This is a genomic window from Variovorax sp. AC103 (genome assembly GCF_979254005.1).
This window is the reverse complement of record NZ_CEEDFC010000014.1, coordinates 94131-114020: the sequence shown is the minus strand read 5'-3', so window position 1 is coordinate 114020 and position 19890 is coordinate 94131. Positions and strand designations below refer to the sequence as shown.

At 70.5% G+C, this 19890-nt stretch carries 19 protein-coding genes; 17 read left to right on the top strand and 2 right to left on the bottom strand.

What is annotated here, in order from left to right:
- Window positions 1-69: 69 nt before the first annotated feature.
- The 10 genes from AC0IYU_RS20700 to AC0IYU_RS20655 are packed head-to-tail and all read left to right on the top strand — an operon-like array spanning window position 70 to window position 8371.
- Window positions 70-669 carry a LysE family translocator gene (locus AC0IYU_RS20700; RefSeq protein ID WP_435486393.1) on the top strand — a complete coding sequence of 200 codons (600 nt, stop codon included), beginning with the start codon at window positions 70-72 and terminating at the stop codon, window positions 667-669.
- Window positions 666-1649 (top strand): DMT family transporter, encoded by a 984-nt coding sequence (locus AC0IYU_RS20695; RefSeq protein WP_472120578.1) that lies wholly within the window; start codon window positions 666-668, stop codon window positions 1647-1649. The genes AC0IYU_RS20700 and AC0IYU_RS20695 overlap by 4 nt, the downstream gene beginning before the upstream one ends.
- A 51-nt stretch (window positions 1650-1700) precedes the next feature.
- Window positions 1701-2903 carry an aminotransferase-like domain-containing protein gene (locus tag AC0IYU_RS20690; protein WP_472120576.1) on the top strand — a complete coding sequence of 401 codons (1203 nt, stop codon included), beginning with the start codon at window positions 1701-1703 and terminating at the stop codon, window positions 2901-2903.
- 40 nt (window positions 2904-2943) lie between these two features.
- Window positions 2944-3582, top strand: coding sequence for a LysE family translocator (locus AC0IYU_RS20685; protein WP_472120574.1), 639 nt, complete (start codon window positions 2944-2946; stop codon window positions 3580-3582).
- Window positions 3583-3595: 13 nt separating this feature from the next.
- Entirely contained in the window at window positions 3596-4429 is an 834-nt protein-coding gene (locus AC0IYU_RS20680; RefSeq protein ID WP_472120573.1) for a PhzF family phenazine biosynthesis protein, read from the top strand.
- A gap of 29 nt (window positions 4430-4458) precedes the next feature.
- Window positions 4459-5100 carry a glutathione S-transferase family protein gene (locus tag AC0IYU_RS20675; protein ID WP_472120571.1) on the top strand — a complete coding sequence of 214 codons (642 nt, stop codon included), beginning with the start codon at window positions 4459-4461 and terminating at the stop codon, window positions 5098-5100.
- A 5-nt stretch (window positions 5101-5105) separates the two neighbouring features.
- Window positions 5106-6029, top strand: coding sequence for a PhzF family phenazine biosynthesis protein (locus AC0IYU_RS20670; protein WP_472120569.1), 924 nt, complete (start codon window positions 5106-5108; stop codon window positions 6027-6029).
- Between the two features lie 26 nt (window positions 6030-6055).
- On the top strand, window positions 6056-6748 hold the full coding sequence (locus tag AC0IYU_RS20665) for a VOC family protein (RefSeq protein WP_435486400.1): 693 nt from the start codon (window positions 6056-6058) through the stop codon (window positions 6746-6748).
- 2 nt (window positions 6749-6750) lie between these two features.
- The gene (locus tag AC0IYU_RS20660; protein WP_435486401.1) at window positions 6751-7383 is read left to right on the top strand and encodes a LysE family translocator; all 633 of its coding nucleotides are present in this window, start codon (window positions 6751-6753) and stop codon (window positions 7381-7383) included.
- 19 nt (window positions 7384-7402) lie between these two features.
- The gene (locus tag AC0IYU_RS20655) at window positions 7403-8371 is read left to right on the top strand and encodes a threonine dehydratase (RefSeq protein ID WP_472120567.1); all 969 of its coding nucleotides are present in this window, start codon (window positions 7403-7405) and stop codon (window positions 8369-8371) included.
- Here AC0IYU_RS20655 and AC0IYU_RS20650 read toward each other — a convergent pair.
- Window positions 8368-9195, bottom strand: coding sequence for a creatininase family protein (locus AC0IYU_RS20650; RefSeq protein WP_472120565.1), 828 nt, complete (start codon window positions 9193-9195; stop codon window positions 8368-8370). The genes AC0IYU_RS20655 and AC0IYU_RS20650 overlap by 4 nt on opposite strands.
- A 453-nt stretch (window positions 9196-9648) precedes the next feature.
- Here AC0IYU_RS20650 and pgaA point away from each other — a divergent pair, with 453 nt between their 5' ends.
- The 5 genes from pgaA to AC0IYU_RS20625 all read left to right on the top strand — a co-directional run bounded on the left by pgaA (window position 9649) and on the right by AC0IYU_RS20625 (window position 16900).
- Window positions 9649-12084: a poly-beta-1,6 N-acetyl-D-glucosamine export porin PgaA gene (gene pgaA / locus AC0IYU_RS20645; protein ID WP_472120563.1), complete on the top strand. Its 2436-nt coding sequence runs from the start codon at window positions 9649-9651 to the stop codon at window positions 12082-12084.
- Between the two features lie 8 nt (window positions 12085-12092).
- Complete coding sequence (gene pgaB, locus AC0IYU_RS20640; protein WP_472120561.1) at window positions 12093-14144, top strand: poly-beta-1,6-N-acetyl-D-glucosamine N-deacetylase PgaB; 2052 nt, start codon at window positions 12093-12095, stop codon at window positions 14142-14144.
- Window positions 14141-15418: a poly-beta-1,6-N-acetyl-D-glucosamine synthase gene (pgaC, locus tag AC0IYU_RS20635; protein ID WP_472120559.1), complete on the top strand. Its 1278-nt coding sequence runs from the start codon at window positions 14141-14143 to the stop codon at window positions 15416-15418. The genes pgaB and pgaC overlap by 4 nt, the downstream gene beginning before the upstream one ends.
- Entirely contained in the window at window positions 15408-15989 is a 582-nt protein-coding gene (locus tag AC0IYU_RS20630) for a PgaD family protein (protein ID WP_472120557.1), read from the top strand. The genes pgaC and AC0IYU_RS20630 overlap by 11 nt, the downstream gene beginning before the upstream one ends.
- Window positions 15990-16102: 113 nt before the next feature.
- Complete coding sequence (locus AC0IYU_RS20625; RefSeq protein ID WP_472120555.1) at window positions 16103-16900, top strand: SDR family oxidoreductase; 798 nt, start codon at window positions 16103-16105, stop codon at window positions 16898-16900.
- Window positions 16901-17287: 387 nt separating this feature from the next.
- Here AC0IYU_RS20625 and AC0IYU_RS20620 read toward each other — a convergent pair whose 3' ends face one another.
- Window positions 17288-18202: a LysR family transcriptional regulator gene (locus AC0IYU_RS20620; protein WP_472120553.1), complete on the bottom strand. Its 915-nt coding sequence runs from the start codon at window positions 18200-18202 to the stop codon at window positions 17288-17290.
- 85 nt (window positions 18203-18287) lie between these two features.
- On the opposite strand from AC0IYU_RS20620, the gene AC0IYU_RS20615 reads away from it, so the two are divergent.
- Together AC0IYU_RS20615 and AC0IYU_RS20610 are read left to right on the top strand one after the other, a co-directional pair.
- A complete protein-coding gene (locus AC0IYU_RS20615; RefSeq protein WP_472120551.1) occupies window positions 18288-19298 on the top strand; it encodes a zinc-binding alcohol dehydrogenase family protein in 1011 nt (336 codons plus the stop codon).
- Window positions 19299-19316: 18 nt separating this feature from the next.
- Window positions 19317-19889 (top strand): GNAT family N-acetyltransferase, encoded by a 573-nt coding sequence (locus AC0IYU_RS20610; RefSeq protein ID WP_472120549.1) that lies wholly within the window; start codon window positions 19317-19319, stop codon window positions 19887-19889.
- The last annotated feature ends 1 nt before the right edge of the window (window position 19890 follow it).

The window sequence follows — 19890 nt, the reverse complement described above, 5'->3', positions numbered from 1 at the left end:
ATACAGATTCCGGGATTGTTCGATCATCTGTATTGGCACTGTAATGGTCTGAAGTTTAGAGTGTGTGCCATGAACTGGCAAGAATTCACCGCGCTGCTGGTGCTGGCCACGGCGATGAGTTTCTCGCCCGGACCCAACACCACGCTCTCCACCGCCCTGGCCGCCAACGGCGGCCTGCCGCGCGCCATGCGCTTCATCGTGGCGGTGCCGGTCGGCTGGACCCTGCTGCTGGCGCTGTGCGCCGCGGGCATCGGCGCGCTGGTGGTGGCGGTGCCCCCGTTGCGCGTGGCCATCAAGGTGCTGGGCATCGGCTACCTGCTTTGGCTGGCCTACAAGCTCAGCGGCAGCGCCACGCTCGGCAAGGCCGATGGCGCCAGCCTGTCGGTGGGTTTCGGCCAGGGTGTGATGCTGCAGTTCGTGAACATCAAGGCCTGGCTGCTGGCGCTCACGCTGGTGGCGGGCTGGATCGCCGGCCAGCCCGACGCGCTGGGCCGCTTCGCCATCGTGGCGCCGGTGATGCTGTTCTTCGCCTTCACCAGCAACTTCACCTATGCGCTGGTCGGCGCGCTGCTGCGCGACTGGCTGGCCAGGGGCGCGCGGCTGCTGTGGTTCAACCGCGCGATGGGGCTGGTGCTGGTGCTCACGGCGTGGTGGATGGTGCGCGTATGAAGCTCGACATCAGGGACGAGACGCTGGGCATGTGGCTCGGCGTGGTTGGCGTGGCCATGTTCGCCGTCACGCTGCCGATGACGCGCCTGGCCACCGGCACGCAGGACGCACCGCAGCTGTCGCCGTGGTTCGTCACGCTCGGGCGCGCGGCGCTGGCGGGCTTGCTGTCGGCCGTGTTCCTGCTGGTCACGCGCTCGCGGCGTCCGGCCCCGCACCAGTGGAAGTCGCTGGGCATCGCGGTGCTGGGCAACTGCATCGGCTTTCCGCTCCTGCTGGCCTATGCGCTGCGCGTGGTCACGGCCAGCCATGCGGCGGTGGTGACGGCGCTGCTGCCGCTGGTCACGGCCGCGGTCGCGGCCTGGGTGCTGCACCAGCGCGCGCGGCTCGGCTTCTGGCTGTGCGCGGTCGCGGGCAGCCTGCTGGTGGTGGTGTTCTCGGTGCTGCGCGCGAGCCAGACGGGGCACGGCTTCGGCTTCGAGTGGGCCGACCTGCTGCTGGTGGGCGCCGTCATCGCCGCATCGTTCGGCTACATCTACGGCGCGCAGGTCACGCCCTCGCTGGGCGCCGAGCGCGTGATCTGCTGGGTCTGCGTGATGGCGCTGCCCTTCACGCTGCCGGCCACATTGGCGCTGTGGCCGACGCAACCCATCGCCACGGCGTCGTGGCTGGGCTTCGTGTACGTGGGCATGTTCTCGATGTGGATCGGCTTCTTCGCCTGGTACCGCGGCCTGGCCCTGGGCGGCGCGCTGCGCGTGAGCCAGACGCAGCTGCTGCAGCCCTTTCTGTCGATCCTCGCGTCGATCCCGATCCTGGGCGAGCCGCTGGACCTGGTGACGCTGGGCTTCGCCGTCGCCGTGGTGGCCACGGTGGTGGTCGGCAAGCGGCTGTCGCAGCCGGCGAACGCGTCCAACCCCATGAAGGCCGCCGCGCCGAAAATAGCGCCAGCCGCCGCCGGCGAGGCCGGCCCGCACGGACGCTGATCCGCCTGTACCCTCTCATTCGAATCTCACCTCACCGCCTGAAAGAACCCCATGAACTGGAAACTCGCCGCACGTGCCGCCAAGATGAATCCCTCGGTGCTGCGTGAAATCCTGAAGGTCACCGAGCGCCCCGGCATCATCAGCCTGGCCGGCGGCCTGCCCTCGCCCAAGACCTTCCCCATCCAGGCCTTTGCCGACGCCTGCGCAGAAGTGCTGCACACCGACGGCCAGGCCGCCCTGCAGTACGCCGCCAGCGAAGGCTACGCGCCGCTGCGCCAGGCCGTGGCCGACATGCTGCCCTGGGACGTCGATGCCTCGCAGGTGCTCATCACCACCGGCTCTCAGCAGGGCCTCGACCTGGTGGCCAAGGTGCTGATCGATCCGGGCAGCAAGGTGCTGGTCGAGACGCCCACCTACCTGGGCGCGCTGCAGGCCTTCGGCCCGATGGAGCCGAACCCCGTGGGCGTGGCCAGCGACGACGACGGCGTGATCGTCGAAGACCTGGTGGCCAAGGCCCGCGACGCGCGCTTCGTCTACCTGCTGCCCAACTTCCAGAACCCCACCGGCCGCACCATGACCGAGGAGCGCCGCGCCGCCGTGTCGGCAGCCGCCGCTGCAGCCGATTTGCCGATCGTCGAGGACAACCCCTACGGCGAACTCTGGTTCGACGAAGCCCCGCCGCTGCCGCTGGCCGCGCGCAACCCCGAAGGCGTGATCTACCTGGGCTCGTTCTCCAAGGTGCTGGCACCCGGCCTGCGCCTGGGCTTCCTGGTGGCGCCCAAGTCCATCTACCCGAAGCTGCTGCAGGCCAAGCAGGCCGTCGACCTGCACACGCCGATCTTCACGCAGCGCATGGTGTCCTCGGTGATGAAGGACGGCTTCCTCGAGCGCCATGTGCCCACCATCCGCGCGCTGTACAAGAGCCAGCGCGACGCGATGATCGCCGCGCTCAAGCGCGAAATGAAAGGCCTGGACGTGAAGTTCAACGCCCCCAAGGGCGGCATGTTCCTGTGGGCGCGCCTGCCCGAGGGCATCGACACCGTCACGCTGCTGCCCAAGGCGGTGGAACGCAACGTGGCCTTCGTGCCCGGCGCGCCGTTCTACGCGGGCGAAGGCGATCCGCGCACGCTGCGCCTGTCGTTCGTGACGGCCAGCGTCGAGCAGATCGACATCGCCATCGCCGCGCTGGCGCAAACGCTGCGCGAAGAGCTGGTGCTGCTCGGCGACAAGACGCTGGCGGCCGCGCAGATCTGAGGCAGCCGCCCACCCCCACCCCTCCCACCAGGAGCCTTCCTTGATCGGCCTCGCCACGCTCTCGCTCTTCCTGCTCGCCGTGCTGGCGCTGTTCCTGTCGCCGGGCCCGAACATGGCCTTCGTGCTCTCGCACGGCGTGGCCCATGGCCCGCGCGGCGGCTTCGCGGCGGCGCTGGGCATCTCGGCGGCCGACCTGGTGCACACGCTGTTCGCGGCCACGGGCGTCACCGCGCTGGTGGCCGCGTGGCCGCCCTCGTTCGACGTGCTGCGCTATGCGGGCGCGCTCTACCTGGTGTGGCTGGCGGTGCAGGCCCTGCGAAGTGGCGGCGGTCTGCGCATGGGTGCGCAGGCGCAGCCGGCAGGGTTCGGCCGCATCGTGCGCATGGCGCTGCTGAACAACCTGGTCAACCCGAAGGCGCTGCTGTTCTTCATGGTCTTCCTGCCGCAGTTCGTCGACCCCGCGCGCGGCAGCGTGCCGCTGCAGCTGGTGCAGCTGGGCGTGGTGCTGTCGCTGGCCGCGCTGGCGTTCAACACCTTGCTGGGCGCATGCAGCGGCCAGGTCGGCCGCTGGCTGCACCGCCGTCCCGGCGCGGCGCGGTTGCAGAGCAGCCTTCTGGCCGCCGTGATGCTGGGCCTGGCCGTGCGGCTGCTGTTCCTCGACCGGCCCGCGCCGCGCTGAGAAAGACACCCCCATGAATGTCCTGAAGATCGCAGCCTTCTCCGACGGCGAGACGGGCGGCAACCCCGCCGGCGTCGTCATCGGCGACGCATTGCCCGACGCGGCACGGATGCAGGCCGTCGCTGCGGAAGTCGGCTTCTCGGAGACCGCGTTCGCCGCCCGCACCGCCGACGGCTGGCGCGTGCGCTACTTCTCGCCGCAGTCCGAGGTGCCGTTCTGCGGCCACGCGACGATCGCATTGGGCGCCGCGCTCGCGCTGCAGCACGGCGACGGCGTGTTCGCGCTGGCACTCAACCATGCGCGGATCACCGTCGAAGGCCGGCGCGACGGCAACCTCGTGGCCGCGGCATTGCAGTCGCCACCCACGCGCAGCGCGGCTGCGGCGCCCGCGCTGGTGTCCGACGCGCTGGCCCTGTTCGGCTACGCGGCCGGCGACCTGGACCCGCGCATTGCGCCGGCCGTCGCGCACGCGGGTGCCGATCACCTGGTGCTGGCCTTGAAGAGCCGGGCCCTGCTGTCGGCCATGCACTACGAACTGGAAGCCGGGCGCGCGCTGATGAACGGCGCCGGCCTCACGACCGTGCTGTTGCTCCACGCCGAGACGGCGCAGCGCTTCCACACCCGCAACCCCTTCGCCTCCGGCGGCGTCCACGAAGACCCCGCGACCGGCGCGGCCACCGCCGCGCTGGCAGGCTACCTGCGCGACATCGGCTGGCCGCACGGCGGCGCCATCGACGTGGTGCAGGGCGAGGACATGGGCATGCTGTCGAAGCTGCATGCCGACATCGCGCCCGCCGCGGGCAGCTCGGTCCGCGTGTCGGGCACCGCGCGGCTCATGGCGGCCTGAATCCAGGAATCAACGAAAGAATCACGACCATGCTCAATATCTGGGGCCGCATCAGTTCGATCAATGTCCGCAAGGTGGTGTGGTGCGCGCAGGAGCTCGGCCTCGACTTCCAGCGCACCGAGGCCGGCGGCAGGTTCGGCGTGGTGCAGACGCCCGAATACCTGGCGCTCAATCCGAACGCCATGGTGCCCACCATCGACGACGGCGAGGGTGCCGAGCGCGTGACGCTGTGGGAGTCGAACGTGATCGTGCGCTACCTCTGCGCCAGGCACTCGCACGGCAGCTTCTACCCGAGCGAACTGCCCGCGCGCTTCGCCGCCGAGCGCTGGATGGACTGGCAGCAGACCACGCTCAACCGCGCGAGCCGCGACGCCTTCATCCAGTGGGTGCGCACGCCGCCGTCGGAGCGCCAGAACGCGCTCATCGATGCGTCGGTGCGCGAGAGCGAGGCGCTGTTCGCGATGCTCGACGCGCACCTCGGCAAGCACGCCTACATGGGCGGCGACAGCTTCACCATGGCCGACTTCCCGCTCGGCTGCGAAGCGCATCGCTGGTTCGGCCTGCCGGCCGCCGAATACCGCCGGCCGGCCTGGCCGAACGTCGAGCGCTGGTACGCCGACCTGCTTTCCCGTCCGGGCGCGCGCGGCGTGCTCGATCTGCCTCTCGAATGAATCCGATGAAATCTCGCCCCTTCAAGCAAGTCGACGTCTTCACCGCCACCGCGTACTACGGCAACCCGCTCGCCGTGGTGATCGACGGCCAGGACCTCGGCGACGAGGCCATGCAGCGCTTCGCGCAGTGGACCAACCTGTCCGAGACCACCTTCCTGCTGCCCCCGACCGACCCCGCCGCCGACTACCGCGTGCGCATCTTCACGCCCGGCGGCGAGCTGCCCTTTGCCGGCCACCCGACCATCGGCAGCTGCCATGCGTGGCTGCAGGCCGGCGGCAAGCCCAAGGCGGCCGGCCAGGTGGTGCAGCAGTGCGGCGCCGGGCTGGTGCCGCTGCGGCGAGACGGCGCTCGCCTGGCCTTCGCCGCGCCGCCGCTCAAGCGCAGCGCACCGAGCCCCGCGCTGCTGGCCAAGGTGGCGGGCGCGCTGGGCCTGAAGGCGCAGCAGATCGTTGCGGCGCAGGTGCTCGACAACGGCCCGGTCTGGTTCGGCCTGTTGGTCAACGACGCCGACGCCGTGCTGGCGCTGCAGCCCGACCACCGTGCGCTCAAGGAGCTGGGCGTGAAGGCCGGCGTGGCGGGCGTGCCCGCGGCGCACGACACCGCACTGCTCATCGGCCGTTCGAACCGCGAGGCGCGCGCCTTCGGCAACCGGCCCGCCACGCCGAACGAAGACGGCGCGAAGATCGACCTGGAAGTGCGCGCCTTCGCCGAGCCCATCGGCGTTCAGGAAGACCCCGTCACCGGCAGCCTCAATGCGAGCCTGGCCGAATGGCTGATCGCCGACGGCCACATGCCCGAGCGCTACCTGGCCGCGCAGGGCCAGTGCCTGGGCCGCGCGGGCCGTGTGTACATCGAGCGCGACGCCGCCGGAAAGATCTGGGTCGGCGGCGACGCCGTGACCTGCGTCGACGGCCACGTCACGCTGTAGCCCCGCCAAAAGGAGACCACCACGCCATGCACGCGCAACTCGACCACCTCGTGATTGCCGCCGCCTCGCTCGACGAGGGCGTGGCCTGGTGCGAAGCCACGCTCGGCGTCGCGCCCGGGCCGGGCGGCACGCACCCGCTGATGGGCACGCACAACCGCCTGCTGAACATCGCGAGCGACGACTTTCCGGCGGCCTACCTCGAAATCATCGCCATCGAGCCGGGCAAGCAGCCCTCGCGCCCCAAGACGCACCGCTGGTTCGACCTGGACGACGCCGCGCTGCAGGCCGGGCTCGCGCAGCGCGGGCCTCGGCTGATTCACTTCGTGGCCCGGGTGCCCGACGCGCAGGCCGCCGCGCGCGCCCTGGCGCACGAGGAGCATGCGCACATCGACCGCGGCACGCTGCTCGAGGCCTCGCGCGACACGCCGGCCGGCCGGCTCGAATGGCAGATCACGGTGCGCGACGACGGCCAGCGGCTTTTCTACGGCGCACTGCCCACGCTCATTCAGTGGGGGCCGGTGCATCCGACCGACGCCATGCCGAAGTCCGGCCTGGCAATGCGTGCGCTGCGCGCCGTGCATCCGCGCGCGCCGGCGCTGGCGGCCGCCCTGTCGGCCGTGGGCATGGCGGCCATGCCGGTGGATGCCGGCCCGCCGAACCTCATTGCCGTGCTCGACACGCCACGCGGCCCCGTCACGCTCGAATCCAAAGGACTCTGACCATGCTGAGCCTCACCGAAATCGCCTGGTTCGCCCTGGCCTCGCTGCTGCTGGCGCTCACGCCGGGGCCGAACATGATCTATTGCGTCTCGCGCACGCTGATCCAGGGCCGCCGCGCCGGGCTCATCTCGCTGGGCGGCGTGCTGACGGCGTTCCTGGTGCACCTGTTCGCCGCCGCGCTCGGGCTCACCGCGCTGTTGCTGGCGGTGCCGCTGGCCTTCGACGCGATCCGCCTGGCCGGCGCGGCCTACCTGCTGTGGCTCGCGTGGCAGGCGGTGAAGCCCGGCGGCAATGCGCCCTTCGAGGCGCGCGTGCTGCCGGCCGACCCGCCGGCCAGGCTGTTTCGCATGGGCTTTCTCACGAATCTGCTGAACCCGAAGGTGGCAATGTTCTACCTGTCGTTCTTTCCGCAGTTCATCCACCCCGAGCGCGGCTCGGTGCTGTTGCAGAGCATGCAGCTGGGCGTGGCGCAGATGGCGACCAGCGCCGCGGTCAACACGGCAATGATCCTCGGCGCCGCGAGCATCACGGCGGTGCTGTCGCAAAGCGCGGGCTGGCTGCGCGCGCAGCGCTATGTGATGGGCAGCGTGCTCGCCGCATTGGCGGTGCGCGTGGCGCTCACCGAACGCAAGTGAACATCGAACAAGGGCACCCGTGAAATTCACCCGCGAAGACATCGAAGCCGCACAGCGCACCGTGCGCGCGGCCATGCCGCCGACACCGCAGTACGCCTGGCCGCTGCTGTCGCAGCGCCTGGGCGCCACGGTGTGGGCCAAGCACGAGAACCACACGCCGGCCGGCGCCTTCAAGATCCGCGGCGGCCTGACGTACTTCGAAACGCTGGCGCGCGAGCATCCCGAGGTGCGCCATGCGGTCAGCGCCACGCGCGGCAACCACGGCCAGTCGGTCGGCTTCGCCACGCGGCGCCACGGGCTGGCCGCGACCATCGTGGTGCCGCACGGCAACTCGACCGAAAAGAACGCCGCGATGCGCGCGCTGGGCGTGACGCTGGTCGAGCACGGCGACGACTTCCAGGCGGCGTCCGAATATGCGGGCGTGCTGGCCGAACGCGACGGCCTGCACCGCGTGCCCTCGTTCCACCGCGAGCTGGTGCGCGGGGTGTCGACGGCGTATGTCGAATTTTTCGATGCGCTGTCGGGCACGCCACCCGACGTGCTGTTCGTGCCGATCGGCCTGGGCTCGGGCTTTGCCGCGGCGGCTGCGGCGCGTGCGCACTGCGGCGTGTCGACGAAGCTCATCGGCGTGGTGTCCGCCCATGCCACGGCGTACCGCGATTCCTTTCGCGCGGGCAAGCCGGTGGAAGCGCCGGTCAGCACGCGGCTGGCCGACGGCATGGCGTGCCGCACGCCGGTGCCCGAATCCGTGGAGGTGATCCTGCGCGAGGCCGACGACGTGGTCATGGTCACCGACGACGAGATCGCCAACGCGATGCGCATCCTCTTCAGCGACACGCACAACGTGGCAGAGGGAGCGGGGGCCGCGGCGCTGGCGGCGGCGCTTCAGCAGCAGGAACGCTGGCGCGGCAAGACGGTGGGCATCAGCGTGAGTGGCGGGAATGTCGACTCGGACATGTTCGCCGGGGTGCTGAGGGGCGCCGCCTAAGGCAGCGGCCCCGTGTGGGCCGTGCTCAGCGGCAGGCGCGACACCTCCGCCAGCAGCAGTGCCAGTTGCTGCGCGGCCGCATCGATCACGACCTGGCCGCTCTCGGCGGTTGCAGCGGCCGCATTGCCTGCGGCGCCGTGCGCGTTGTAGTCCTCCATGGCCCAGCCGAGCTTGGCGCTCTTGCCGTTGCCGAGGATCGCGTAGTCGGCCGCGCGCTGCTGCGAAGTCGAACTGAAGTTTTTCGCCTCGCCCATGCGCACCAGCTGCGGCGTGAGCGCCAGCATCATCGAGGTCTCGATCTCGCCCCCGTGCACGCCGAAGCGATGCTCCTGCGCGCTGAACCGTGCGTTCGCGTCGCCCAGCGGCAGGTTGAACCAGCTCACGCTGTAGACAATGAGCCCGTGCGCCGCGCGCAGCTCGCGCGCCACGATGTCCATCGCGCCCACATGGCCGCCGTGCGCGTTGAACAGCACCAGCTTCTTCACCCCGGCGCGCGCCACGCCCGCGCCGATTTCGTTCCATACACGGATGAGCGTCTCGGCCGACAGCGTGAGCGTGCCCGCGAAGCGCGCGTGCTCCGGGCTCAGCCCGATCTGCTGGGTCGGCAGGAACAGCACCGGCAATTCGGCCGGCAGCAGCGGCAGCGCGGCCGCGACGATGCCGTCGGCCAGCACCGTGTCCACGCCCAGCGGCAGGTGCGGGCCGTGCTGCTCGGTCGCGCCCAGCGGCAGCACCGCGACCGTGGCCGCCGCGTCGAGCGACGCGAAGTCGCGCGTGGTGAGCTGCGACCAGAAGCGGGGAAAGGAAGCCGAAGGAGCGTTCATCGCGCGATCTTAGTGGGCTCCCCGGGCGTGCGTTCCGAACGCCTTTGTCTGACATGGCGGCGGCCTGACCACGCCGAAAACGTAAACATGTTCACGTTTATAACGAGAACCTGGTACTAAGGTTTGCGTTTGTTAACCATTCTCCATAGAGTCCTTTCCAGAGTCACTTTTTAAGAACTACCAGCTTGCGGCATCGATCCGCACGGTAGTTCGGCTTTCATGCAGGCATTTCGCCGCATGAGAGATGCGGTTCAAGGGAGCAGTGTGCATATCCAGAAAAAAGCTGGAGGCACGGTCACGTTCGGGCGCCAATCGGCACCCGCAGGGTCGTTGTCTCATCGCCTCGCCAAAGCAGCACGAGGATTCCCCATCGTTTGCGTCCTGGCCCTCGACACGTCGGCGGCCCTTGCGCAGCCTTCGGTCACCCAGGCGCCCGCGTCCGACGCGAGCACGATGGCCTACAGCCCGCAACGCCACGATGCGCTGATCGCCGCGCGCCGCGAAGGCCGCGTGACACCGGCACAGGCGCTGCAGCAGCTCGAGGCATGGCTCGCATCGCCGCTGGGCGAGGCCGAACGGCGGCGCGCCGCGTCCGACGCCGTCGTCGTGGCGATCGCCGACGGGCGGTTCGCCGAAGCCGTGGCGCTGGCGCGCCGGTTCCCGCCGACAGGCCTGAGCGACTACGCGCTGGGCCCGCTCACCGTGGCCGCCCGGCGCACGAAGGATCTTTCGCTGCAGGGCGACACCGTCAAGCTCTGGCGCGCACGGCAGCCCGACGCCCGCGAGCCGCGCATCCACGAAGCCTACTGGCGGCTCGACAGCGGCGACGTCGCGGGTGCGAAGGCGATCTACACCGCCCTGGCCGCGCGGCCCTCGAAGCAGATCGACGACCGCATCTCGCTGCTGGAGCTGCGCGCCGCCGTGGCCCGCGCCGACAACGACCCGCTGCAGGCCCTGGCCGCCTACACCGAAGCCGGCGCCCTGCGGCCCGAGCGCCCCGACCTGCGCCGCGAGGCCGACTTTCTGCTCGCCGGCAGCGGCGCCGCATCGAGCGCCTTCGACGACGCCGAAGCGGCGGAGCGCGCCACGCCCGGCAGCTTCTCGCCGCTGGCGCTCTCCACGCTCCAGCAGGAGGCCCTGGGCCAGCAGTTGCGCTGGGCCATCCAGGAACGCGACCAGCGCCTGGGCGCGGAACGCGTGGTTGCACTCGACCGCGTGCTGGCCGCTCAAGAAGCCGCACTGGCCCGCGCCGACGCCGCGGCCCTGCAGGCCGACCCCGCGGATGCGCCGGCCTGGCGCGCCCTGCGCGTGCGGTTGCTGTGCGACCGCCTGCTGGCGCTGGTCGAGCGCGGCCGCCCCGCCGACACCATCGCGCTGTACGAGTCGATGCGCGCCGCGGGCACGGAATTGCCGTTCTACGGCCTGGGCGCCGCGGCCCGCGCCTATGCGCAGGAGCGCCGCTCGGCCGAGGCCGTGCCGTTGTTCGAGGCGGCGGTAAGCAAGGGCGGAGACGACCTGCCCATGCCCGACCCGCTCTACTTCGGCCTGGTCTACGCCTACCAGGACACCGGCCGCTTCGACGACGCGCAGGCGCTGCTCGCGCGGCTCGAAGGCGCCACCCCGACCTACCTGCGGCTGGCGCCCGAAGCACGCCGTCCCAACGAGCAGTACAGCGACGTGAGCGGCCTGCGCGGCCTGCTCACGCTGTACAGCGACCGGCATGCGCTGGCAGAGCAGCAGTTCGACGTGCTGACACGCGAGGCGCCGCTGAACGCCGGCTACGCCTACGGCGCGGCGCTGACCGAGCGGATGCGCGAGCACCCCGAGGCCGCCGTGGCGCGCTTCGAGGCGCTGGCGGCCGACCACCCCGACGACATCAGCGCGCGCACCGGCTACGTGGAAGCCCTGCTCGACGCCGACGAATTCGCCGAGGCCCGCCGCCGCGCCGAATCGGTGGTGGCCGATGCACCCGACACGGCCGAGGTGCGCGAGATGGAGCGCAAGCGGCGCGCCATCACCGGGCCCCGGCTGGACGTCGATGCCGAAGCCTCGCGCGGCGGCGCGGCCATTGCAAGCCGCGAATGGCGCGTCGACAGCCGGCTCAGTTCCGGCCTCGTCAACGACGAATGGCGGCTGTTCTACGACCAGTCGCTCGGCCGCGGCAACACCGACATCGGCAACGCCAACTGGGCGCGCGGCGGGCTGGGCCTGGCCTGGCAGCGCGGCCCCTGGCTGGCCGAAGGCGCACTGCAGCATTCCAACGGCGGCCCCTACCAGAACAGCGTGGCGGGCCGCGTGGACTACCGCGCCAGCGACGCCTGGCGGCTCTCGGCCACCTACGACGGCGACAGCAAGGACCTGCCGTGGAAGGCGCGCGTGGCCCGCATCGGCGCGCGCGAGACCGGCGCGAGCGTGGGCTACGTGGTGAACGAGTCGCGCCGCTTCGACCTGCAGTACCAGCGCATGGACTTCAGCGACGGCAACGTGCGCAACGGCCTGGAACTGGGCTGGCGCGAGCGCTGGATCAGCACGCCGACTTTCCAGCTCGAGACCCAGCTGACCACCGCCGCCGGCCGCGGGCGCGCCGTCGACGCGCCCTACTTCAACCCGTCGAGCGACAGCAGCACCGAGCTCGGTGTGCGCGCGCAATGGCTCAACTGGAAGCGCGACGACCGCCAGTTCTTCCAGGTGGTGGGACTGAGCGGCGGCACCTACCGGCAGGCCGGCTTCGGCAGCGGGCCGCTGTGGAGCCTGCGCTACGAGCACCGCTGGGAGCTCGGCCCCAAGCTCACGCTGCGCTACGGCCTGAGCATTTCCAGCCATCCCTACGACGGCGTGCGCGAGCGACAGCGCGGCGTCTTCCTGAACCTCTCGATGCCCCTGCCGTGATGCGAACGATGAAGAACTTCCTTTCCCTGTGGCGCACCGCCTTGCTGGGGCTGCTGCTGGCCGTGGCGCTGCCCGCGCCGGCACAGCCGCTGCCGCCGGCCGACCCCAGCGACGGCCTCACCTTTCGCGTGCTGTCCTTCCACGACGTGCGCACCAATGTGCGCGCCACCTTTGCGGACTCGCCCGACGAGACCGCCGTGGACGAGCGCACCTTCGCCGAGGTGTTCGCCTGGCTCGAGCACAGCGGCTACCGGCCGGTGAGCCTGCAGCAGATCGTCGACGCGCGCGCCGGCGGCAAGCCGCTGCCGGCGCAGGCCGTGCTGCTGACCTTCGACGACGGCTACCGCAGCGCCTACACCAAGGTGTTTCCGCTGCTCAAGCGCTACAACTACCCGGCGCTGATGGCGCTGGTGACCAGCTGGCTCGACGTACCCGCAGGCCAGCTGGTGCACTGGGGCGACAAGCCCGCGCCGCGCGAGAACTTCCTGCTGTGGTCCGAAGCCGCCGAGATGGCGCGCTCGGGCCTGGTCGAGTTCGCGAGCCACACCGATGCGATGCACACCGGCATCGCCGCCAACCCGCAGGGCAACCTGCTGCCTTCGGCCGCCACGCACCGCTACGACAGCGCCACCGGCCGCTACGAGAGCGACGACGCCTACGCACGCCGCGTGGAGACCGACCTGCGCCGCAGCCGCGAGATCATCGAGGCGCGCACCGGCGCCAAGGTGCGCGCCACGGTGTGGCCCTACGGCGCCTACAACACCGCGGCGCTGAAGGCCTCCGAGCGCGCGGGCATGCCCATCACCTTCACGCTGGACGACGGCCCCAACACCGGTGCCGTGCCGCTCAGCCGCATCCGCCGCGCGCTGGCCGCCTACGACAACCAGGCGCCCGAGTACGCCCGGCTGCTGCGCAGCCCCGTGGGCGGCGAGGTGCGCCCGGTCAACCGCGTGATGCACGTGGACCTGGACTACGTGTACGACCCCGACCCCGCGCAGCAGGAGCGCAACCTGTCGCTGCTGATCGACCGCGTGGCCGCCGTGCGCCCGCGCTCGGTGTTCCTGCAGGCCTATGCCGACCCCGACGGCGACGGCGTGGCCGACGCCATGTACTTTCCCAACCGCCACTTGCCGATGCGCGCCGACCTGTTCGCGCGCGCCGCCTGGCAGCTGCGCACCCGCACCGGGGTGAAGGTCTACGCGTGGATGCCGGTCACGGCCTTCCGCCTGCCCGAGGCCAACCCGCTCGCCACGCACACGGTGGCGACGCAGGCCGGCACGACGCCCGACGACCGCTACCACCGCCTCACGCCCTTCGACCCGGCCGTGCGCGCGCTGGTCGGCGACATCTACGAAGACCTGGGCAGCCATGCCTTCTTCGAGGGCCTGCTGTTCCACGACGACGCCATGCTCGCGGACGACGAGGACGCCAGCCCCGCCGCGCTGGCCACCTACGAACGCTGGGGCCTGCCGCGCGACGTGGCCGCGATCCGCGCCGACCCCGCGCTGATGGCGCGCTGGACCACGGCCAAGACGCGCTACCTGATCGACTTCACGCACGAGCTCGCCGCGCGCGCGGGCGCCTGGCGGCCCGCGCTGGAAACCGCGCGCAACCTGTATGCGCGCCCGCTGCTCGAGCCCCAGGCCGAGCAGTGGTTCGCGCAGAACTACGAGGCCTCGCTCGCCGCCTACGACTACGTGGCGCTGATGGCCATGCCGCGCATGGAAGGCGAAGCCGACGCACAGGCCTGGCTGGCGCGGCTCGCCAAGCGCGCGGCCGACACGCCGCGCGGCCTGGACGGCACCGTGTTCGAGCTGCAGGCGCGCGACTGGCGCACCGGCGAGCCCGTGCCCGACGCCGAGCTCACGCGCCAGTGGACGCTGCTGCAGCGCGCCGGCGTGCGCCACCTGGGCTACTACCCCGACGACTTCCTGAACGACCAGCCCTCGCTGGACACCGTGCGCCGGGCCATCTCGGTGCGCACCCTGCTGCCCCGCGCCCTGGGGCCGGCCTCCGCTGAAATTCCTCCGCAGTCCCCGCAAGGAGAACGCTCGCCATGAGCTCCAGTCATTTCCTCGCGCAGACGCTGCCGTCGCTGCTGTTCGGCTTCGTCTTCTACTACCCCTTCTTCATGGCCTACGTGTGGATGGCGGGCGGCCTCTCGCATGCGTGGGTGTTCGAGCGCAAGCGCGACATCGAGGGCAACCCGCTCGATCGGCTGCCCACGCGCCCGCTGGTCACGGTGGTGGTGCCCTGCTTCAACGAGGCGCCGCACCTGCGCGAGGTGATCGAGCAGCTCATGCGCACGCGCTACCCGAACTACGAGGTGATTGCGGTGAACGACGGCAGCACCGACGGCACCGGCGAGCTGCTCGACGAGATGACGCGCGAATACAGCCGCCTGCGCGTGGTCCACAACGCCAGCAACCAGGGCAAGGCGGTCGGCTTGAACACCGCCTGCCAACTGGCGCGCGGCGAATACATCCTGGGCATCGACGGCGACGCGCTGATCGACGAGGACGCCATTGCGTGGATGCTGCAGCCGATGCTGGCGTCTGAGCGCATCGGCGCCGTGACGGGCAACCCGCGCATCCGCACCCGCACCACGCTGCTGGGGCGCATGCAGGTGGGCGAGTTCTCCTCGATCATCGGGCTCATCAAGCGTTCGCAGCAGCTGGTGGGCACGCTGTTCACGGTGTCGGGCGTGATTGCCATGTTCCGCCGCCGCGCGGTGATCGACGTGGGCTTCTGGAGCCCCGACGTGCTCACCGAGGACATCGACATGAGCTGGAAGCTGCAGCTCGCCGGCTGGAAGCTGCGTTTCGAGCCGCGCGCGCTGTGCTGGATCCTGATGCCCGAGACCTTGCGCGGCCTGTGGAAGCAGCGCCTGCGCTGGGCCATGGGCGGCATCCAGACCATGCTGCGCTACACGCCGCGCATCCTGCGCCCGGGCAACTGGCGCATGTGGCTGGTCTATGCGGAGTACATGACGAGCGTGGTGTGGGCCTATGCCATGGCCGCGGTGCTGCTCGTGAGCCTGGTGCGCCCGCTGCTGCCGGTCGATTCGCTGTGGCACTCCGCGCTGCTGCCGCACTGGCAGGGCACGCTGCTGGCCATGACCTGCATCCTGCAGATGCTGCTGAGCCTGTGGATCGATCGCCGCTACGACCGCGACCTGCTGCGCTATTTCGCCGGAACGATCTGGTACCCGATCGCTTTCTGGACCCTGACGATGGCGACCACCGTCATCGCCCTTCCCAAGGTCCTGCTACGCCGCCGCGGCAAGCGCGCGGTATGGACCAGCCCTGACAGAGGAGTTTCCGATGCGCAATGAAAACCATGAGACACCCAGCCGTTTCCCGGAGTACGACGACACGCCGCCGCCGAGCCGCTCGCGCTCCTGGGGCCAGCCCGCGGTGGACGAGCCGATCATCGACGCCGCGCGCATTTCGCTGCGCGCCTTCGGCACCGGCCGCTCGCCGCGGCGCACGCTGGCCATGTACCTGTGGCTGCGCGTGGCGCGCCCGGCCCTCACCATCGCCATCTGGTTCTGCGCCGTCTGGTATGCCTGGCCCTACGTGCTGGGCGCGCGCTCGCAGCCCGAGGTGATGCACCTGCTGGGCCTGTATGCGGTGCTGATCGGCGTGATCGGGGTGGCGATGCTGGTGATGGCGCCTTGGCGCCGCCGCCAGAACAAGCGCGAGGCGCCGCCCGAAAAGGAGGAATCGTCGCTGTTCGCGCTGGCCTCCTTCATCGACGTGCCGCCGGCACGGCTGTCGGCCTGGCAGCGCACGCGCCAGCTGCTGGCGCACCACGACAACAACGGCCACCTGCGCGACGCCACCGACACCGCGCCGGGCGCGCTGGAGCCCGAGCCGATGCAGCGCGCGGGCGCAAGGCGCTGAGCCGGTAGCGATAGCGCTGGAGTTCGCGGCGCACGGCCGCGTCCGTGCAGGGGTTTCACGGCGGTGCTTCAATCGCCGGCGGATTCCCATTCATCACGGCCAAGGACTTTTTCATGGACCTCCAGCTCCAGGACCAGCACGTTCTCATCACCGGCGGCAGCAAGGGCATCGGCCTGGCCTGCGCGCTGGGCTTTCTGCGCGAGGGCACGCGCGTGAGCCTCGTCTCGCGCGAGATCGCCAACCTCGAGCAGGGCCGAAAGACGCTGCTCGAGGCGCATGCGCAGGCGGAAGGCCGCGTGTCGGTGCATGCGGCCGACCTCAAGGACCCGGCCAGCGCCGTGGCCGCGCTCGATGCGGCCGAGCAGGCCTTCGGCGCGGTCGACGTGCTCGTGAATTCGGCCGGCGCCGCGCGCCGCACCCCGCCCGACGACCTGACCGCGGCCTCCTGGCACGACGCGATGGACGCGAAGTACTTCACCTACATCCACATGATCGACCCGGTGGTCAAGCGCATGGGCCAGCGCGGCCGCGGCGCCATCGTCAACGTGATCGGCCAGGGCGGCAAGGTGGCCAGCCCCGTGCACATGGCCGGCGGCGCGGCCAATGCGGCGCTGATGCTGGTGAGCGCCGGCATGGCCGCGGCCTATGCCGGCAAGGGCGTGCGCGTGAACGCGGTGAACCCCGGCCTCACGCTGACCGAGCGCTTGCAGGAAGGCATGAAGGCCGACGCCAAGCTGGCGGGCATCGGCACCGACGAGGCGCTGGCACGCGCCAAGGCGAGGCTGCCGCTCGGGCGCATCGCGACGCCGGAGGAAATTGCCAACACGGTGGTGTTCCTGGCATCGGCGAAGGCGAGCTATGTGACGGGCGCGATCGTGGCGATGGATGGGGCGGTGACGCCGATGATCTGAGGGCAGGCACGCGGGACGTGGAAGCAAAGCGGCGTATCGAGCGCCGCCGCCCTCACCCCAGCCCTCTCCCCGAGGGGAGAGGGAGCAAAACCCAGGGCCGAGCGCAGCGAAGGCCCGTTCGAACTGCAAGGGCCGAGCGAAGCGATGGCCTGAACCGGCTCCCTCCCCTCTGGCCGCGCCGAGGAGCGCAGCGTTTCGCGGATCAGGGCTCGCCCTTGTTTGAGCGAAGCGAGTTTGGGCGAGACCCCGCGAAGCGCGAGCACCGCAGGTTGCCCGCAGCGAAGCGGAGGGACGCGGACAGTGGGGTCGCCTTTTCTTTGCTTACTTTCTTTTGGCGAAGCAAAAGAAAGTAAGTCGCCCGCCGGGGCGAGTCCCGGCCAGCCGCCCTCAAACATCAGCCAAAAGCAACAAGCCTTCGAACTTCAACGCCAGGAAATCGACAAACGCCCGAACCCGTGCCGGCACAAACCGCCCACTGGGCAGCAGCGCATGCAGCGGATAAGGCTCCGTGTCCCACGCCGGCAGCAGCCGCACCAGCCGCCCCTCGCGGATGTCGTCCCGCACATCGAGCGACGACTTCAGCGTGATCCCGTGGCCCGCCACCGCCCATTCGCGCGCAAGCGAAGCGTCGTCCGCGCTGCGGTTGCCGTTCACGCGCACGTCGGTCCACTGGCCCTTTTGCGCGAAACGCCAGACGCGGTTGGCGCGCCCGCCGCGGTTGAAGATCAGGCAGTTGTGCTGCGCCAGGTCTTGCGGCGTCTTCGGCGCGGGATGGCGGCGCAGGTAGTCGGGCGAGGCGATCAACAACGGATTGGTCATGGCGAAGTGCCGCGCCACCAGCCGCGAATCGGCCAGCGGGCCATAGCGCAGCGCCACGTCGACCTCGTCGCGCATCACGTCGAGCGGCCGGTCGCCGACCGACAGCGACAGCTGAACGCCGGCGTGCAGCGCCAGGAACTCGTCGAACCACGGCAGCAGCGTGCTGCGCGTGAGGTCCGATGGCGCCGCCACCCGCAAGGTGCCGACCAGTTCGCCCCGGTCGGCCGTGACCAGCGACTCGCCTTCGTCCAGCAGCTCGAAAGCGCGCACCGCGTAGTCGAGCAGCGTCTGGCCCTGCGGCGTGAGGCGCATGGCACGGGTGGAGCGCTCGAACAGGCGGGCGCCGAGCTGGGTTTCCAGCCGCTTGAGCGTGGCGCTGGCGGCGGCCGGCGTGATGCCCAGCGCATGCGCCGCCGCGGTGAGCGTGCCGCCGCGCGCGGTGTGCACCAGCACCTGCAGGTCAGAGAGATTTTCAATCTTCATTTGAAAGTGTTGCTGGTTTCGACGGTCTTATCAAACCAGCCTTGCCATCCTACAGTCGAGCCATCGTCACTGAAAGGTCCCCGCCATGAAAGCCGTCGGCTACTACCAGCCCCTTCCCATCGACAACCCCGAATCGCTGCAGGACATCGAGCTGCCCGCCCCCGTGGCCGGCGCGCGCGACCTGCTGGTGCGCGTGAAGGCGGTGTCCGTCAACCCGGTGGACACCAAGATCCGCAAGAACGCCGCCCCCGAGGCCGGCCAGGCCAAGGTGCTGGGCTGGGACGCCGTCGGCACGGTCGAGGCCATCGGCAGCGGCGTGCAGAACTTCAAGGTGGGCGACCGCGTGTACTACGCCGGCTCCATCATTCGCCCCGGTGCCAACGCCGAGCTGCACGCGGTGGACGAGCGCATCGCCGCCCTCGCGCCGAAAAGCCTGGACGACGCGCAGGCCGCCGCGCTGCCGCTGACCACCATCACCGCCTACGAGCTGCTGTTCGACCGGCTGCAGGTGCCCAAGGGTGGCGGCGAAGGCCAGACGCTGCTGATCACCGGCGGCGCGGGCGGCGTGGGCTCCATCCTGATCCAGCTGGCGCGCCAGCTCACCAAGCTGCGCATCGTTGCCACGGCGTCCCGCGCCGAAACGCGCGAGTGGTGCCTGGCACTGGGCGCGCACACGGTCGTCGACCATTCGAAGCCGCTCGCGGCCGAGCTCAAGGCCGCCGGCATCGGCGAGGTCGACATGGTCGCCAGCCTCACGCAGACCGAGCAGCACTACGCGCAGATCATCGAGAGCCTCAAGCCCCAGGGCCAGCTCGCGGTGATCGACGACATGAAGATGCTCGACGCGATGCCGCTGAAGACCAAGTGCATCTCGCTGCACTGGGAAATGATGTTTGCGCGCTCGCGCTTCGAGACGCCCGACATCGCCGAGCAGGGCAAGCTGCTGGCCGAGGTGGCGGCGCTGGTCGACGCGGGCCGCATCCGCACCACGGCGAACGCGAGCTTCGGCACCATCAACGCCGCGAACCTGAAGCGCGCGCATGCGCTCATCGAGAGCGGCAAGGCGCAGGGCAAGGTGGTGCTGGCCGGTTTCTGAGCCAGCACAATCGCCGGCATGACCGACGACGCCTGCGCACCCGCGCCCCTCATCGAATTCGACACTGAACGGCTGCGGCTGCGCCAATGGCGCGAGAGCGATCTCGCGCCATTTTTTGCGCTGGCTTGCGACCCGCAGGTGATGGAGTTCCTGCTGCCCCTGCCGACGCGCGCCGACAGCGATGCGTCGGCCGATCGTGCCAGGGCGCTCATCGCGAAGAACGGTTGGGGCTTCTGGGCCGTCGAGCACAAGGCGTCAGGGGAATTCATCGGCTTCACGGGACTGAATGCACCGCTGGCCACGCTGCCGTTCTCCCCGTGCGTCGAAATCGGCTGGCGCTTTGCGCGCCATGCGTGGGGCCAGGGTTTCGCGACCGAGGCCGCGCGCGGCGCGCTGCAGGTCGGCTTCGATCAGCTGGCGCTCGACGAGATCGTGGCCTTCACCGCCGTCGGCAACCTGCGCTCCGCAGCGGTGATGGAACGCATCGGCATGACCGAAGACCTCGCCGGCGCCTTCGACCATCCGCTGGTGCCCGAAGGGCATGCGCTGCGCCGGCACCGGCTCTTTCGCATCGGCCGGCCGCGGCGCTGAC